Origin of the sequence: Parerythrobacter jejuensis (assembly GCF_039536765.1) — a bacterium.
GTDB classification, from domain to species: Bacteria; Pseudomonadota; Alphaproteobacteria; order Sphingomonadales; family Sphingomonadaceae; genus Parerythrobacter; species Parerythrobacter jejuensis.
Window position 1 is genome coordinate 2133468 of sequence record NZ_BAAAZF010000001.1, and the last position, 16966, is coordinate 2150433.

A 16966-nucleotide genomic window follows, 5' to 3' on the forward strand; every position below is an offset into this window, starting at 1 on the left:
GGGATTCTTTCGTGAAAAACACACTTTTCCTGGCTGCATCCGGTGTGGCCATTTCTCTTGCAGCCCCGGCGCATGCGCAGGGCGGTGACGCTGAAGCTGTGCGCGAAGAACTCGCCGAGATGCGCGCCCAGATGGAAGCCATGGCGCAGCGGATCGACACCCTGCAGCAGCAGCTGACCACGGCCCAGGCCCAAGCGGCGCAAGCCAGCGAAGCGGCAGTGGCGGCAAGCGAAGCCGCCAGCGCGGCCGCAGTGGAAGCGAGCGCCGCGGCGGACAAGGCGTCCGACACCTCGATCGCCTTCAAGGGCGCACCCGAAATCAAGGGCAAGGGCGGCTGGAGCTTCAAGCCGCGCGGCCGACTGCAATATGATGCCGGTTTCGTGAATGCTCCGGATTCGACCAATCGTGGCGGCGGTTTCGGCAACGATATCCGCCGGGCGCGGCTGGGCGTGTCGGGCGATATGCCCGGAGGCTTTGGCTACAAGTTCGAAGTGGACGTGGCCAATAGCGACCTCGCCGTAACCGACGCGATCATTTCCTACGAGGCAGGCGATGTCGAAATCATGGTCGGCCAGTTCAACAATTTCCAGTCGCTGGAAGAGCTGACCAGTTCGCTCCATACCAGCTTCATCGAACGGGCCGCCTACACCGATGCATTCAACTTCATTCGCCGTGTCGGCATCGGGGTTGAATATGGCTCCGGCGATGTCATGGTGCAGGGCGGCATCTTTACGGACAATATGGACCGCCTTTCCAACGACGCGTGGAGCGCCAATGGCCGCGTGGTGTACATGCCCAAGGTCGGCGACACCCAGCTTCATTTCGGCGGCACAGTCAATTACCGTGAAGTCGCTCCCGGCTCGACGGTCCGCTATCGCCAACGCCCGCTGGTGGCTTTCACCAGTGATCGTTTCATCAATACCGGAAATTTCGCAGCCGAGAGCGAGTTTTCCTACGGGGTCGAAGGGGCCTTTGTGTCCGGCCGGTTCCACGGTGCGGTGGAAGGGTACTGGCGCAACGTCAACACCCCGATGATGGCCGCCGACCCGACCTTTTTCGGCGGCTATGCCGAGCTTGGCTACTACCTGACGAAGGGCGATACGCGCGGCTATAGCGGCGGCAAGTTCGGCCGCACCAAGCCCGCCAATGCGGTTGGCGCGGGCGGCATCGGTTCGGTCCAGATCAATGCCCGCTACGACCGGCTCGACCTGTCCGATGCCGGGATCATCGGCGGCACCCAGAACGGCTATTTCCTGTCGTTGGTGTGGAAGCCAACCGACTACACAATGCTGCTCGCGAACTACGGCAAGCTGGATTACTCGAACGCGGTCTTCCCGACGGCCACCGGAGACACGGATTACTCGGTCGACGTGTTCGGCGTGCGCGCCCAGATCGACTTCTAACTCTCCACCCCATCTGTAACCGAGATGTCATGCGGGTAACCTAATCGCCGCAGACAGAAATCAATCGAGGAACCATTCTCATGAAAATGTTCAAGACCTTCGCTCTGGCCGCGACAGCCAGCCTTGCTCTGGCCGCGTGTGGCGACACCGGCGCTGGCGGCACCCGCGATTCCATCCGCGCCGTCGGTTCGTCGACGGTCTATCCGTTCGCCAAGCTGGTGGCAGAGAATTTCGCGCGGTCGAACCCGGGCTTTGGATCGCCCCTGATCGAATCGACCGGCACCGGCGGCGGCATGGCCCTGTTCTGCAAGGGTGTCGGCGCCGATACGCCGGACATGGCCAACGCATCACGCCGGATCAAGGCGAGCGAGTTCGAGACTTGCCAGAGCAATGGCGTGACCGATGTGATCGAACTCCAAGTCGGTTTGGACGGGATCGCTTTTGCCAGCGCACAGGGCGGCATCAATATGAACCTGACGCCAGACATTGTTTACCGCGCGATTGCCGCGAACCCGTATGGGCAAGAGCAGACGTCCGAAACATGGTCCGATGTCGACCCGTCGCTGCCCGACCTTCCGATCCTGGTCTACGGCCCGCCATCCACCTCGGGCACTCGCGACGCGCTGAAGGAACTGGTTCTGGAAGCTGCGTGCAAAACCAATGCGGAGATGGAAGCGCTCAAGGAAAGCGACGAAGACGCCTATGACCGTACGTGCACCGAAGTGCGCAGCGACGGCAAATATGTCGACCAGGGCGAGCAGGACAATCTGATTGTCCAGAAAATCCAGGGCAATCCAAACGCCGTAGGCGTGTTCGGATACTCGTACCTGGAAGAGAATGCCGACAAGGTTCAGGGTCTTTCGATGAACGGTGTCGCGCCGACTTACGAGAATATTTCCAGCTTTGCCTACCCCGGCGCCCGCCCGCTTTATGTCTATGTGAAAAAGGCACATGTCGGTGCCATTCCGGGCCTGGCCGAGTATCTGGCGCAGTGGACCACGATGTGGGACAAGGGCGGCGATCTGGCGCAGATCGGCCTGGTCGCGACTCCGGACGAAGAGCGCGCCGTCAATGTCCAGAAGGCGACCGACCTGACGCCTGTCCTGACTGTCGCAGACCTTCAGAAATAGGGCGCAACACAGCGCCCGATGGCGCATCGGCATGATGCGCTAAGACTAAAAGGGGCCCGTGGTTCGCGCCACGGGCCCTCATTTTATGCGCAATGGCGTGAGCGCTTAGGGCAGTTCTAGGACTGGGGCCCGGCCCATCGGGCAACAATCTGGCCGGTTTGCCTGCCGTCATCGATGGTGACCGGGATACCGGCTTCGCGCATTCTCTCTGCCAGCGCGGTGACTGCTCCGTCAGGGCCGGACAAGCTGACCGGCAACCTGGTCCGGCTGGCTGCCCATTGGACGAGGCTGGCGGCCTCTTCGCCCTCGCTTCCCAGCGCGCCTTCGTCATCAAGCGGGATAGACGGCAGTGGCAGTGCGGGCGGGCGCAATCGCACATCCCAACCTTCCATATCTGCTGCGGCGCGACGCTCCAGTGTCCGGTAGCCTTCAAGGCCCAGCCCCTCCAAGGCGCGGGCATCTGCAAGCGCACGGCGATTGTCGCGGTCCAGCGTCACATCGGTCAACGGAACTCCGGCAACGAGGGCCAATCGCTCTGTCAGATTGCCGACCTGCTCGGCGCTCGCGCGCTCCTGTTCTTCTTCCCGCGCCCGTTCCAGCTGTGCCTGTTCGGCCGCACCCGGATCGGTGCCGACCCGGAACTGGTCGATCTCTACTGCCACAGGCCGGCCCAGCGCGCGTTCCAGCCGCCGGGCGACATTGGCCTCGGCCTTGCGTTCGAATTCGGGCGTCAGCATCGACGCCTCGACCTGCAGCGGATCGGCCTCGAAATTGATATCAAGCTGGTCGATCCGCGCCTCCTCGACAAAGGCCTCTTCTATCGTGGAGCGGATCTGGCCTGCGGCGCGGGCTTCGAAGGTGATGGTCTGCAACGAAAGGAACAGCGGAATCGCAAGGATGACGAAGACGACGAAAATACCGACATCCTGCAGACGGGTCTGTTTCTCGGTCAGGCGGGTACGGAAACCATAGAGCCGCGCCATCAGGGCGGCCGTGATCGCGATCGTGATCAGGTTGGTCACGAACAGCATCAGGGACCCGCCAAAGACCGTCCAGTTAAACGTGGCGAGGCCAAAGCCGACTACGGCCAGCGGGGGCATCAAGGCGGTAGCGATGGCGACGCCCACGATAGTGCCCATCCGCCCGCGGATCATCGCATAGGTGCCGGCGAGGGCAGAAAACAAGGCGACCAGCAGATCGAACAGGTTGGGCCGTGTTCTTGCCGCGATTTCCGAGGTGACGGTTTGCAAAGGAGAAAGGAACACAATTGCCGCGCAGAACAGGATGGCTATCAGAGACCCGAGCAGCAATGCCCGCCCGCACCGCCGCAGCCATAGAAAATCCCCTGTAGCCAGGGCGAAGCCGGCCCCGATAATCGGGCTCATCAAAGGTGAAAGAAGCATGGCACCGATGACGACGGCGGGAGACGACAGGAGCAGGCCGAGCACGGCAATTCCGGCCGACATGCAAATCATGAAAACATAGCGGCTGGTAAACAGCGATTCACCGCGGATACCCTCGATACAGCTATCCTGGTCGACATCCTCGATCACCGCCTCGCGCCACCAGGTACGCAAATGGACGATCGCGCGCAGAAGGGTGAAGGTGGTCGTCTTTCCCTTGGCCGGGGTCGATTTGGGCGAGGTCTCAGGTGTGGTCATCGGCAGTCCGGTCTAGCATTGAGATCTGGCTATAGCGCGTTGTGCGGTGCGCACGCCAATTAATCCGGCAGGCACCAGGTCGGGGGCCAAGGCATTGCTTTTGCCGGGGCGCCTACTACCCTGCTCACCTGTGAGCATGCGCAAACTGGATATCTGGCATCAGGCCGGCCTGATCGACGAGCAAACGCTCGCGAAAATCCGCGCTTTCGAGGATGAACATCACCGCCCGCTTGCGCTGTGGGCCGTGATCGGCATCGGCGCGCTCGCCATCGGGTTGGGCGTTATTTCGGTCGTCGCTGCGAATTGGGAAGATGTACCGGGCATGGTCCGGCTGGCGTTGCACCTTGCATTAATGGTGTGGCTTGCCGCTTTCCTGATCTGGCGCGAACAGGAGCTTGAGCAGGATCGGCCCTGGGGCCTGGAAGCCCTGCTGTTTGTGCTGGCGATGTTGGGGATGACGTTCTTCGGCCATCTCGGGCAAGTCTACCAGACCAGCTCCCCGCTGTGGCAGCCGCTCGGCGTATGGTTGTTGCTGTTCGGCCCGGTCCTGTTGCTGCGCGGGCAGAGCTGGCTGACAGCGATGTTGCTGATGGCCGTGCTGGTGTTCATTTGTTGGGACTATTCGTGGGGCAGCGCGCTTCCCGGCACGGCCCGTGATCGTGCGCAGGAAGCTTGGCTGGTCTTTGTCACTGCGTTGCCCCTAATGGTCCCCCCACTGGCGGCGTGGATGCGCGGGCGCAGCGCGCGGGACACATTCTGGAAGCGCCTCGAAGAAATGGCCATCGCCTATGCCGTGGCAGGGGCGACATTCGTGTGCATTTTTGCAGGCGTTACGGAGCGCGGATACGAGGGCATGACCTTGCTCGACCAGCTGATCCGCGGCGGCGTTGCGCTGGCAGCCGCTGCGCTGTTCTTCAAGGCGAGGCCGGGGGCCGAAGGGCGCAGCAGCGCACTGATTCTCGCGGCGGCTGGTATCGTCTGCCTAGTTGCCGTGATCGTGACCGGCAGTGGCGTGATGAGCGGCATCCTGTTCATGGCGCTCTGGGTGGCTATCGGAGCGATTGCCTTGCGGGCCGGATGGCGCGGCCTGTTCCAACTGGCCGTGGGCGCAGTGGCGCTGCGCCTGATCATTCTCAGCTTCGAGCTGGCGAGTGACTTGCTGACCAGCGGTTTCGGCCTGATCCTGGCCGGGATCATGATCCTGGCGATTGCCTGGGGCGCAGTGCGGATCTCGCGCGAATATGCCCCCCCGCGCGAGGGGGCCGAATGATGCGCTCGGCTGCCCGCATTTTTGCCTTCATTCTGCCCATCGCCGGCCTCGCGGCGATCTGGGGTTGGACCGACTATAAAGGCCGCCAAGGCAATGATTGGCTGGTGCCGATCGCGGGTTATGACCCGCGCGACCTGCTGCGCGGCCACTATATCGATTTCACCTATGATTGGCCGGGGCTGGAAGATCTGGACGACCGGTACCCTCTCGCGCTCTGTCTAGAAGGGGCATCGCCGGTGCTGGAGCGGGTGACCGCACCTGTGCCGGGGGCGGACTGCCCCTATCCGGTCAAAGCCGACCTAAGCAGCATTTACGGCCAAGGCAGCCTCGAACGCGGCAGATTCTATGTTCCGCAGACGCAAGCGAAGGAAACCGAGCGCAAGCTGTTCGATAATGACCTGCAGGGCTATGTCCGCATCCGCCAGCGCGAGGACGGGCATATCACGCCGTTGGAACTGGTGTTCGAACCGATCACCGATGCCCAACGCGCGCGCCGCGATGCTCCGGTGGAAGAAGCCCCACCGCCACCGCCGGTCCCGATACAGAAAAGCTAGAGCGGGTTGCCGTCGCGGTCGCGGAAGATTTCACGGCGACCGACATGGTTGGCTGGGCCGACCAGCCCTTCGTCTTCCATCCGCTCGATCCATTTGGCGGCGGTGTTGTAGCCGACGCCCATTTGTCGCTGGAGCCAGCTGCCACTGGCCTTTTGCGCTTCGAACACGGACTGGCAGGCTTGGCGGTATTTGCGCTCGGCCGGATCGTCGCTCGCAGTCAGTTCGTCATCATAGCCGAAGCCTCCGCCATCTTCCGGCTCTTCGGTCACTGCATCGACATATTCGGGGCTGCCCTGCGCGCGCCAGTGATCGGCGATGGCTTCCACTTCCTCGTCGCTCACAAACGGTCCGTGGACACGCACGGTGGCGCCGGTGTTGGGCTTGTAGAGCATGTCGCCCTTGCCCAGCAGCTGCTCTGCACCCTGTTCGCCCAGGATAGTGCGGCTGTCGATCCGGCTGGTGACCTTGAAGCTGATCCGGGTCGGCAAGTTCGCCTTGATCACCCCGGTGATGACATCGACCGAGGGGCGTTGCGTAGCCATGATCAGGTGGATACCGGCGGCACGGGATTTCTGGCTCAGGCGCTGGATCAGCACTTCGATTTCCTTGCCCACGGTGACCATCAAATCGGCCAGCTCGTCCACGATCAGCACGATCAGCGGCAGCGGCTGGTAATCGAGCTGCTCTTCCTCGAAAATCTCCTCGCCCGTATCGGGATCAAACCCGGTCTGGACCCGGCGACCCAATGGCTTGCCCTTGGCGGCGGCGGTGCGGACTTTCTCGTTGAAATTGCCGATATTGCGCGAATTCACGCTGCTCATCATGCGGTAGCGGCGCTCCATTTCCTCGACCGCCCATTTCAGTGCGCGGACCGACTTGGCCGGTTCGGTCACCACAGGGGAGAGCAGATGCGGAATATCGTCGTAGCTCTTGAGCTCGAGCACTTTGGGATCAACTAGGATCAGGCGGCATTCTTCCGGCGTGAAGCGATAGAGCAGGCTGAGCAGGATCGCATTCAAACCGACTGACTTGCCCGATCCGGTGGTACCGGCAACGAGCAGATGCGGCATCGCGGCGAGGTCTGCCACAATCGGTTCGCCGGCGATGTCCTTGCCCAGGATCATCGGGAGCGCGCCCTTGGCTTCGGCAAAAGCGGCGGAGGCAGCCAGTTCCTTGAAACTGACCATCTGCCGGTCCTGATTGGGCAATTCGATACCCATCACCGTCTTACCCGGGATCGGACTGACGCGGGCGGAAATGGCGGACATGTTGCGCGCAACATCTTCGGCCAGGCTGACGACGCGGCTGGCCTTGATACCGGGTGCGGGCTCCAATTCGTACATGGTGACCACGGGCCCGGTGCGCACGGCGGTGATCTCGCCCTTCACATTGAAATCGTCGAGCACGGTTTCGAGCAGGCGGGCATTGCGCTCCAGCGCCATCTTGTCGAGCTTCGGCGCGTTGTCTTCCGGAATGTCCTCCAGCAGATCCAGGCTGGGCAGGTCGTAATCGGCGAACATATCGCGCTGCTTGGCCTTGGCCATCGCGGCCTTTTTGGGTGGCGCACTGGGATCAACGATTTCTGGAGCACGCCGCGAGGACGGCTCCGGCATCGTCTCGGCAGGAGCCTGATCTTTGTCGGTACTCTTGTCGCGGCGGATGCGGGGCATGGCGGCGGCAGGCTTGGGCAGGGCAATCTCTGGCACGAAGGGCATGTGTCGCAGAAAGGCCGGGAGCGTCATCAGGGCGCGCCAGTCGATGGCGAAGACGCGGGTGACCAGCGCCGTGCCCCCGACCAGGGCAAGGATCGCCAGGACCAGAATGACCCAACCCGAAATGCCTTCGCCGAGACGCGAGGCAACCGCCTCTATCGCCCCGGCCCCGAGCAATCCGGTGATACCGCCCATCGATGCGGGCAAGGCGCCGCCGGGGCCGTCGAATACAAGCGCGAGAACTGTTGAAAGCAGGGCCATCGCGAGCAGCAGCATGCCGACCGGCTGCCACCAGCGAGTTTCGTTATCGACGTCTTCTTCCTCGACATCGCGCCACAATTTGCGGGCAAAGACATAGAGCAGCGGCAGCAGCAGGGTACCGGTCAGCCCGAACAGGAACAGCACACGCTCCGAAATCCATGCGCCGCTTACGCCCATCCAATTGGCGATTTCACCGGTTGCCGCAGCGGTTGACGGGCTCGGGTCGGTTTGGGTGTAGCTGGCCAGCGACAGGCCCAAAAACACCATCGATCCCAACAGGATAGCAGAACCAGCCATTTGCGCAGCGCGGCGCATGCTGCGGCGAAATGCCGCGCGCCAGTCGGCCGCGCCCGATTTGCTCATTGCCCGTGAAGCCATGCTATTCCCTTCCTGCGTGGAACACACCATGAATCCTTGCGGACTCGCGGTCAAGAAGTCGTCGATCAGCCGAGAGAATTAGGACAAGCCGTCAATCGCGGCCCAGCGGGCCCAATGGAGCGATCGCGCCCGCGCATGGGTCATCCCGCCAAGGGCGATCACAGGTGCCGAAGACAGGGCCGCCAGGGCGCGGAACCGGCTCCGGCCAAGATGGCCTGCGCCCGGGTGTGACCGGGTCGGGAAGGCGGGTGACAGCATTACGGCATCGGCCCGGAACCGGTTGGCCAGCGCCATCTCGCGCGGATTGTGCACGGTCGCAATGGTCAGGAGGTCCCCCCGCGTGGGATAGAGACTGCGCGGTGCGCCATAGATCCCGTCACCGCCCCACTCGCGTGCAGTCTGGGCGGAATCAGCGAGGATCATGACATGATCGCGGCGTTCGCACAGCCGTTTCAGCGCCATGAAGCGGGCAAACCGCTCCGCAGGCGGCAGGTGATAGTGCCGGTAAACCAGCGCCGAGCCGCGCGGCAGGCGCACCAGCGCATCCTCCAGCGCATGGTCGTTGCGCTCGTCAGACAAAAGCCACAGCTCGGGAAGGGTCTGGAAGTGTTCCACCAGCCCGCTATAGCGCGCCTCCATGACGGAAACAGCCACGCCTCTCGAAGAATGTGAAGCCGCAATTGCCAAGGCCTGCAAGATCAGCGGGCGCAAGCGTGAAGCCGTGACTCTGATCGCGGTCAGCAAGACCCATCCGGTCGACACAATCCTGCCGCTGCTGGAACAGGGCCAGCGCGTGTTCGGGGAAAACCGGGTGCAGGAAGCGCAAGACAAATGGCCAGGCCTGCGCGAGGCCTATCCCGATGTGGAATTGCACCTGATCGGCCAGTTGCAATCGAATAAGGCTGATGATGCGGTGGCGCTATTTGACTGTATCCACTCGCTTGACCGGCCCAGCTTGGTCAAGGCGCTGGGCAAGGCGATGGAGAAGGCGGGCAAACAGGTACCGTGTTTCGTCCAGGTCAATATCGGCGCGGAAGAGCAGAAGGGCGGCTGCCCCATTGCCGATGTACCCAGGCTGATCGCGTCGGCCCGCGCGGCGGGCATCCCGGTGGCCGGCCTGATGTGCATTCCGCCCGCGGACATCGAACCCGCACCATTTTTTGCCCTCCTCGACAAGCTGGCGCGGGACAATGATCTGGGTGGCCGCAGCATGGGCATGAGCAGCGATTTCGAAACCGCCATCATGCTGGGCGCGACGCATATACGGGTGGGCACGGCGCTGTTTGGCCAAAGAGGGTAAGTGTGAGGATAGGTACCCGGCTACGGCTTAGCCGATTGACCTCGCGTCACCGTTGCCTATCCTGCCTACTTCCAGCCAAAGGGGTGCGCAGTGTTGGTGTAAATCCTTGCTTCCGGTGAAGACCCGCTAGAGCGACTGTCGTCCAGTCGCTCGGATTGTCTTGTTGCTGCCTTTGCAAACCGTTTTTGCGGGCAGCATTCCGTGCGAGGAAATTATGCACAAAACAGATTTCAAGATCCGGCCCTTCCGGCCGGTAGACCTGCCATCGTTGCACGCCGTGCGTCAGGCCGCATTCGCTCCGGTCTTTGCAAACTTCCGCTCCCTGATGGGACCGGACATCGCGCCATTTGCCTATGGCGGCGCGGAGGCTGATCAAGGCGCACATCTCGACTCGATCTGCCAATCAGGTTCGGACCATCAGATTGTTGTGGCGGAGGTTGAAGACCGCGTGATCGGATTCTGCGACTACGCCCTGGATGCACGGACCAAGTTGGGAACGATCGGGCTCAACGCGGTCGATCCCGCTTTTGCCAAGCGGGGAGTCGGGAGTGCGCTCTATCGCCATGTTCTGGGCCTGATGCGTGCAGGCGGCATGAAGGCTGCCGGGGTCGGCACAGGTGGCGACAGCAGCCATGCACCCGCGCGGCGGGCCTATGAAAAGGCTGGATTCTCGGCGGAGATTCCGTCGGTCTGGCTGCTGCAAGCGCTTTAGCCGCTCAGGCCGGCTCCAGCTCGGCCTGCCGCTCGTCGCTTGCCGCTTCCAGCAATGCCGCGCGAATGGCTTCCTTGCGGGCGTCGTCCACCACTTTCGATCCGGTCAGGTCGGTAACGTAGAAAATGTCCGCTGCGCGTTCGCCATAGGCCGTGATGTGGGCGGAATGGACGATCAGTTGGCTTTCGAACAGCGCACGCCCGAGCCTGTTGAGCAGGGCCGACCGGTCGCGCGCATTGACTTCGATCACGGTAAATCGGCCCGAGGCATCGTTGTCGAACAGGACACGGGGGCGCACATCGAACGCCTTGGCGCGTGCGCGCGGCAATGGTCGCTGGGCGAGACGGGGCACAAGCTCGCCGCGATTGGCAATCGCATCGGCTATCGATTTCTTGATCCGCGCCAGCTGGTCCGGCTCGGCGAAAGAGCGTCCGACCGGGTCCTGGACCAGGAAATTGTCGACCGCCCAGCCATTGCGGGTGGTATGGATGCGCGCATCGATGATGTTGCCACCGGCGAGATGGATGCCGCCAGCGATACGATAGAACAGGCCGGGGTGGTCAGCCGCAATAACCGTGACCAGCGTGGCCCCGCGGTCTTCGTCAAACTCGCAGTGGATCGAAAGATCTTCGTCGATTTCACGTGCGACCGAATATTGCACCAGATTGCGGGCAATCACGTCTTCGGGTTCGGCCACCCAATAAGCATCGCCGAACAAGTCGCCGAACGCGTCCATGATCGTTGCCTTCGCACCCATGTCCTCGCGCACGGCCTGTTTGCGCGCAGCGACACGATGCTCCCGGTGATGGCGCATATGACCCAGTCGCAGCCGTTCGTGACTGGCATCGTAAAGCTCGCCAAGCAGCTGGCCTTTCCAGCTGTTCCACGTGCCAGGACCCACCGCACGGATGTCGACAGCCGTCAGGATGGCGAGTTGGCGCAACCGTTCCAGGCTTTGCACCTCGCCGACAAAATCCTCGATTGTCTTGGGGTCGGTCAGGTCGCGTTTGAAGGCCGTTGCGCTCATCAGCAAATGCTGGCGCACGAGCCATGCGACGATTTCGGTTTCGTCCTCATCGAGCCCGAAGCGCGGGCACAAGTCCTCGGCCACATCTGCACCCAGGATCGAGTGATCGCCCCCGCGGCCTTTGGCAATATCGTGCAGCAACGCGGCGACATAGGCGACCCGGCGGCTCTTCACCTTGTGGATCTGCCGGGTGGCGCGCGGATGGTCATCCGCCAGCTCGCCCTTTTCGATCTTCGACAGGAAGCCGATCGCCCGGATCGTGTGTTCGTCCACCGTATAATGGTGGTACATGTTGAACTGCATCTGTGCGTTGACGCGGCCGAAATCAGGCACGAATTTTCCGAATACGCCCGCCTCGTTCATCCAGCGCAACCCGTTCTCGGGATCGTTCTTGCCGCATAGAAGGTCGAGGAACAGCGCATTGGCGCGCGGATCTTCCCGCACATCGTCATGGATCAGGCTGCTGTCGCGATCGGCCTGACGCATCGTGCGCGGATCGATTTCCAGCCCTTCCGCCTCGGCAAGCTGAAAAATCTCGATCAGCCGGACCGGGTCCTTCTTGAACCAGGTCTCGCTGGGCGCGGCGATCTTGCCGCCGAACACGGTGTAGCCCTTGAACTGGCGCGGCTTGGCGCTGAACCCGGCGAGCAAGCCAGTGCGTGCGCGTTTCTTGGCAAATTGCTGGTCGAGCTGGCTCAGGAACACACCGGTCAGCGAGCCGACCCGCTTGGCTTGCAGGAAATAGAACTGCATGAACCGCTCGACTGCGCTTTTGCCGCGCCGGTCGGCAAAGCGCATGCGTTCCGCCACCTGTTTCTGGAAATCGAAAGTCAGCCTGTCCTCCGCCCGACCGGTCAATTCGTGCAAATGGCACCGAACTGCCAGCAGGAACCGCTCAGCCCGGCGGAAAGAGTGATATTCGGGTTGGGTCAGCAGCCCGGCATCGACCAGCTCGGCCGCGTTGCGGGCGGGATGGATATATTTGCCGATCCAGTACAGCGTCTGCAGATCGCGCAGGCCACCCTTGCCCTCTTTGACATTGGGCTCGACGACATAACGGCTGCCGCCGGTGCGTTCGTGACGCTCATCGCGCTCGGCCAGTTTCTCGGAGACGAATTGCCGCTCTGTCCCGGTCACGACTTCGGCCCAGAAGCGTGCCCTGGCTTCGTCATAAAGAGGGCGATCGCCCCAGACGAAGCGTCCTTCGAGCAAGGCGGTACGGATGGTCAGGTCTTCCTGGGCCATCTTGACCATATCGCTGGGTGTCCTGCTGGACTGACCCACTTTCAGCCCTAGATCCCACAGGAAATAGAGCATCGCCTCGGTCACCTGCTCGCACCAGGCGGTGCGGCGACTTGGGTGGAGAAACGCAATATCCACATCGGATTTGGGCGCCATTTCGGCCCGGCCATATCCGCCCACCGCCAGGATCGCGATCCGCTCCGACGATGACCGGTTGGCAGCGGGATAGACATGGCTGGTCACATGATCGTGAATGACCCGCACAAGCTGGTCGACCAGAAATGCGTGCCCCGCCGTGATTTCGTGCCCTGCGCTTGGCTTGTCGAGCAGGCGCTGCGACAGCTCGGCGCGCCCGGCTGCCAAGGCATCGCGCAGGGTTTCGAGGATCTCGGGCCGGGCTTTTGCGCCCTTGCCCTCAACATGCCCGGCAATCGCCGCGTCGAGTGCGCGGCGATCGATTATGGCACGTTGTCGGGGGACTCGGGTCTGGGTCAAGCGGCCCCTGTCTCGGCAAGATATTCCTTGGTGAACTGCTCACGCAATGTCCGCTTGTCGACCTTCTGCGTGCCGAGGCGCGGCAGGGTTTCGGTTGCTTGCCAATACACCACAGGCTGTTTGAACGGTGCCAGACGGGTGGCGAGGAAATCGCGCAGCTCGTCTTCGCTTAGCGAGTGTCCATCCTTGGCCAAGAACACTGCACCGACGATTTCGCCCAGACGTTCGTCTGGCAGGCCGAAGACAGAGCATTCGGCGATCGAGTCATTGGCGTAGATGGCTTCCTCCACCTCGATGCAGGTGATGTTCTCGCCACCGCGAATGATGATGTCTTTCTTGCGGTCGACAATGAACAGGTATCCATCTTCATCGACCCGGCCCAGATCGCCGGTGCGGAAATACATATCGTCGGTAAAGGCGGCCTTGGTCGCCTCGTCATTGTTCCAATAGCCCAGGAAGTTGCACACCGAACGGATGCAGACTTCGCCGATGCCGCCCTGGGCGACCGGCTTGCCATCATCATCGAGGATTGCGAGGTCGACCAGCGGACGGCTGGGCTTGCCGGTGCTGGACGGCTTTTCGAGATAGTTCTCGTTGAAATTGCCGCAGCCCACGCCGTTGGTTTCGGTCAGGCCATAGCCAAGCAGCGGGAAGCCTTCAGGGAAGGCCTCTTTGATCTTGGCGACATGGTCGACCGGACGCGGCGCGCCGCCTGCAGCAAAGCTGGAGCAGCTCGAGGTGTCGAACTGGTCACGTTCCGGATGGGTCGCCATTTCATACGTCATCAGCGGAACGCCGGCGAAATAGCTGACCTTCTCATCCTGGATCAGTTGCAACGCAGTGCGCGCATCCCATTTCGGCATCAGCACGACCTTGCGGCCGAGTGCGAAGCTTTGCAGCAGCAGAGGCACTTCACCGGTCACGTGGAACAATGGCACCGCAAGCAGCGCGCAGGCCTGCGTTGTCGGCGCATTGCCGCCGGCATCAAGATAGCTGAACGCCATCAGCGACTGGACGGCATAGCTCATCGAGCCGTGGACGACGCCGCGATGGTCGGAGAATGCGCCCTTGGATTTTCCGGTCGAGCCGGAGGTGTAGAGCACAGTGCACAGATCGTCCGGACCGACATCGAGGATGTTCACGGTCGACGGATCGCCCCAGGTCACTTTCAATCCTTCGGACGGGTCGCAATCATGGTCAAACAGCACGATCTTGGCATTGTGGCCGGTGCCATCGAGCCGCTTGGCGCGGCCGGCATCAGCGAAGACCAGTTTCGATTCGACCAGGTCGATGGCATCGGCCAGCTCGTCGCCGTTGGAAAAACCGTTGAGCAGCGTGGCGCAGCCGCCCGCCATCATGATGCCCATATAGAGCACGATCCAGTTGGCAGAATTGCGCGCAGCGATCCCGACCCGGTCGCCCTTCTGGACGTTGTGAGTGTTCTTAAGACCCGCTGCGACGCAGGTGGCTGCGGCAAACGCTTCCCCGAAAGTCAGACGACACCCGCCATCGACGAGGAAGACAGCGTCTTTGTGCTCGTTACAATAATGGGCGAAGTAATGGACCATGCTCGGCGGTGCGTTCTTGAGCGCGGGCATGGTGGTACCGTTGCGTTCGAACGGCACGGTTTCTGCTGGCGCGCCCTCCGCCGTCAGCTTGTCCATGATGGCATCGAGGGTCATGTCGAGTTGGGTTGGCATCTGTCTCTCTCTTCTTGTTTTCTTGTTAGACGCGATTTTCCCAACAGGGTTCCACCGAAACCCGGCCTGTGCCAAAGCCTGTCGCGAAAAAGCTGCGTCTTGTTTTCTGCAGCCAGTCTTAAGGGGTCTTGCACGTGCTGTCACTATTGGCCGACGCCGCCTCGCAGCCAATCCAATGGTCCGAATTGGGGCTGCGGCCGGGGATCGATCTCGGCTTCTTCACGCTGCGCTATTATTCGCTCGCTTACATCCTTGGTCTGGTGTTCGCCTATTGGCACCTTTCCAAGATGATCAAGGCGCCCGGTGCGCCAATGGCGCAGAACCACGTCGAAGACCTGTTCTTCTATTGCACGCTGGGCGTGATCCTGGGTGGCAGGCTGGGCTATGCGGCGTTTTACACTGGCGGCGATTCAGGCAAGCCGAGCCTGTTCACCAATTTCACCGAGGGGCAGACCGTCAGTTGGGATCTGCTGCGCCTGTGGGATGGCGGGATGAGCTTTCATGGCGGCCTGATCGGGGTGGTTGTTGCGATCCTGTTTGTCGCCTGGCGCAACGGCCTGAACTGGCTGCGCATTTGCGATTACATCGCGGTCAATGTCGGGGTCGGCATGCTGCTCGGGCGGCTCGCCAATTTCGTCAACGGAGAGCTCTATGGCAGGGCCACCGATGTGTCTTGGGCAATGGTGTTCCCGTCTGATCCTGACCAGTTGGCCCGCCACCCGAGCCAGCTCTACCAGGCCGGCCTTGAAGGGCTGATGCTTGTCCTGCTTATCCCGCTGTTCTGGAAGACCCGTGCGCGCTGGCGCCCCGGATTGCTGGTCGGCCTGTTTACGATCGGCATGGGGACGGCCCGCTTCGTCAATGAATTCTTCCGCGAACCCGATGCGCATCTGGCTTATGTCGTGGCAGAAACCGGTTTGTCGCGCGGGCAATGGTTGTCGATCCCGCTGATTCTGGTGGGCCTTGCGGTGGTGGTTTACGCCCTCACGCGCAAACCGATGGGCAGTGCCGGCAAGGCTGCGGCGGCCTGAGCCACTGATGGAGCAGGCATCCGGAGATCTGACTGCGATTTTCCGCCGGTTGATCCGCAACACCGGACCTATCTCGCTGAGCCAGTATATGGGCGAGAGCAACGCGCGCTATTATGATGCGCGGGATCCGCTGGGCAGTGGCGGAGATTTCGTCACCGCGCCCGAGATCAGCCAGATGTTCGGAGAACTGATCGGCCTGTGGCTGGCCGATATGTGGATCAATGCGGGCAGGCCCGATTATGTCCAATATGTAGAGCTGGGCCCGGGGCGGGCCACGCTGGCCAAGGATGCGTTGCGGGCAGCAGAGAAATACGGCTTCAGGCCTGGCGTCCATTTCGTAGAGAGCTCGACCGCGCTGAAAGAAGTGCAGGGCAAGGCAGTGCCGGAGGCCTATTGGCACGATGACCTGTCGACTGTGCCGATGGACGTGCCGCTGATGATCGTGGCGAACGAATTCCTCGATGCGTTGCCGGTGCGACAATTGGTCAAGGTCGAGAATGGCTGGCGCGAGCGGATGGTGGGCCTTGATGGCGATGCCTTCGTCTATGTTGCCGGAGGGCGGCCGATGGATGCAGCGGTCCCGGTTGAATGGCGCGATGCCGATGTGGGCACTATCCTGGAAACTTGCCCGGCCGCCGCCGCCAATATGTATGAGGTCGCTGGCCGGCTCGCCGAACAGGGTGGAGCGGCCCTGTTTGTTGACTACGGACATGCCAAATTACACGCTGGCTCGACTTTGCAGGCGGTTCGGGAGCACACCAAGGTCAACCCTCTGGAAGAACCGGGCACCGCTGACCTGACTGCGTTGGTCGATTTTGAAACGCTCGCCCGGATCGCGCAATCCCGCGATGTGCGGGTCCAAGGCGTTGTGGAGCAGGGAAAGTGGCTCTCCGCGCTCGGGATCGAAGGTCGGGCGCAGACGCTTGCACACAAGGCCCCGCATTACAGCGCCGAAATCCATGCCGCGAAAGACCGTCTGATCCAGCCCGATCAGATGGGCAGCCTGTTCAAGGTGCTGGGATTGGCAGCGCCTGGCTGGCCGGGCGGGGCCGGCTTCACCGGCGATTAATCGCGCTCAATGCAACCAAGC

The 16966-nt window shown here is 62.1% G+C and carries 13 protein-coding genes; 8 read left to right on the forward strand and 5 right to left on the reverse strand.

Annotation, left to right across the window (positions count from 1 at the left end; genetic code table 11):
* The first annotated feature begins 11 nt into the window (after positions 1-11).
* Positions 12-1403: a porin gene (locus ABD653_RS10540; RefSeq protein ID WP_325065373.1), complete on the forward strand. Its 1392-nt coding sequence runs from the start codon at positions 12-14 to the stop codon at positions 1401-1403.
* 80 nt (positions 1404-1483) lie between these two features.
* Positions 1484-2533, forward strand: a complete 1050-nt coding sequence (locus tag ABD653_RS10545) for a substrate-binding domain-containing protein (RefSeq protein WP_160778636.1) — start codon at positions 1484-1486, stop codon at positions 2531-2533.
* Positions 2534-2649: 116 nt separating this feature from the next.
* On the opposite strand, the gene ABD653_RS10550 is transcribed toward ABD653_RS10545, so the two are convergent.
* The gene (locus ABD653_RS10550) at positions 2650-4194 is read right to left on the reverse strand and encodes a DUF389 domain-containing protein (RefSeq protein WP_160778637.1); all 1545 of its coding nucleotides are present in this window, start codon (positions 4192-4194) and stop codon (positions 2650-2652) included.
* Positions 4195-4330: 136 nt separating this feature from the next.
* On the opposite strand from ABD653_RS10550, the gene ABD653_RS10555 reads away from it, so the two are divergent.
* On the forward strand, positions 4331-5464 hold the full coding sequence (locus ABD653_RS10555) for a DUF2157 domain-containing protein (protein WP_199801091.1): 1134 nt from the start codon (positions 4331-4333) through the stop codon (positions 5462-5464).
* Entirely contained in the window at positions 5461-6018 is a 558-nt protein-coding gene (locus tag ABD653_RS10560; protein ID WP_160778639.1) for a GDYXXLXY domain-containing protein, read from the forward strand. The genes ABD653_RS10555 and ABD653_RS10560 overlap by 4 nt, the downstream gene beginning before the upstream one ends.
* On the opposite strand, the gene ABD653_RS10565 is transcribed toward ABD653_RS10560, so the two are convergent.
* Together ABD653_RS10565 and ABD653_RS10570 are read right to left on the reverse strand one after the other, a co-directional pair.
* Complete coding sequence (locus tag ABD653_RS10565; protein WP_160778640.1) at positions 6015-8369, reverse strand: FtsK/SpoIIIE family DNA translocase; 2355 nt, start codon at positions 8367-8369, stop codon at positions 6015-6017. The two genes, ABD653_RS10560 and ABD653_RS10565, sit on opposite strands and share 4 nt — an antisense overlap.
* Positions 8370-8447: 78 nt before the next feature.
* Positions 8448-9023, reverse strand: coding sequence for a thiamine phosphate synthase (locus ABD653_RS10570; protein ID WP_325065374.1), 576 nt, complete (start codon positions 9021-9023; stop codon positions 8448-8450).
* Here ABD653_RS10570 and ABD653_RS10575 point away from each other — a divergent pair.
* Both ABD653_RS10575 and ABD653_RS10580 read left to right on the forward strand, forming a co-directional pair.
* Positions 9007-9669 (forward strand): YggS family pyridoxal phosphate-dependent enzyme, encoded by a 663-nt coding sequence (locus ABD653_RS10575; RefSeq protein WP_160778641.1) that lies wholly within the window; start codon positions 9007-9009, stop codon positions 9667-9669. The genes ABD653_RS10570 and ABD653_RS10575 overlap by 17 nt on opposite strands.
* A 214-nt stretch (positions 9670-9883) precedes the next feature.
* On the forward strand, positions 9884-10381 hold the full coding sequence (locus ABD653_RS10580; RefSeq protein ID WP_160778642.1) for a GNAT family N-acetyltransferase: 498 nt from the start codon (positions 9884-9886) through the stop codon (positions 10379-10381).
* Between the two features lie 4 nt (positions 10382-10385).
* On the opposite strand, the gene ABD653_RS10585 is transcribed toward ABD653_RS10580, so the two are convergent.
* Together ABD653_RS10585 and ABD653_RS10590 are read right to left on the reverse strand one after the other, a co-directional pair.
* The gene (locus ABD653_RS10585) at positions 10386-13145 is read right to left on the reverse strand and encodes a [protein-PII] uridylyltransferase (protein WP_160778643.1); all 2760 of its coding nucleotides are present in this window, start codon (positions 13143-13145) and stop codon (positions 10386-10388) included.
* A complete protein-coding gene (locus tag ABD653_RS10590; protein ID WP_160778644.1) occupies positions 13142-14845 on the reverse strand; it encodes a class I adenylate-forming enzyme family protein in 1704 nt (567 codons plus the stop codon). Before ABD653_RS10590 ends, ABD653_RS10585 begins: the two co-directional genes overlap by 4 nt.
* Before the next feature lie 134 nt (positions 14846-14979).
* Here ABD653_RS10590 and lgt point away from each other — a divergent pair, with 134 nt between their 5' ends.
* Positions 14980-15876, forward strand: coding sequence for a prolipoprotein diacylglyceryl transferase (gene lgt, locus ABD653_RS10595; RefSeq protein WP_325065375.1), 897 nt, complete (start codon positions 14980-14982; stop codon positions 15874-15876).
* Positions 15877-15883: 7 nt separating this feature from the next.
* Positions 15884-16945 carry a class I SAM-dependent methyltransferase gene (locus tag ABD653_RS10600; protein ID WP_160778646.1) on the forward strand — a complete coding sequence of 354 codons (1062 nt, stop codon included), beginning with the start codon at positions 15884-15886 and terminating at the stop codon, positions 16943-16945.
* Positions 16946-16966 lie beyond the last annotated feature (21 nt).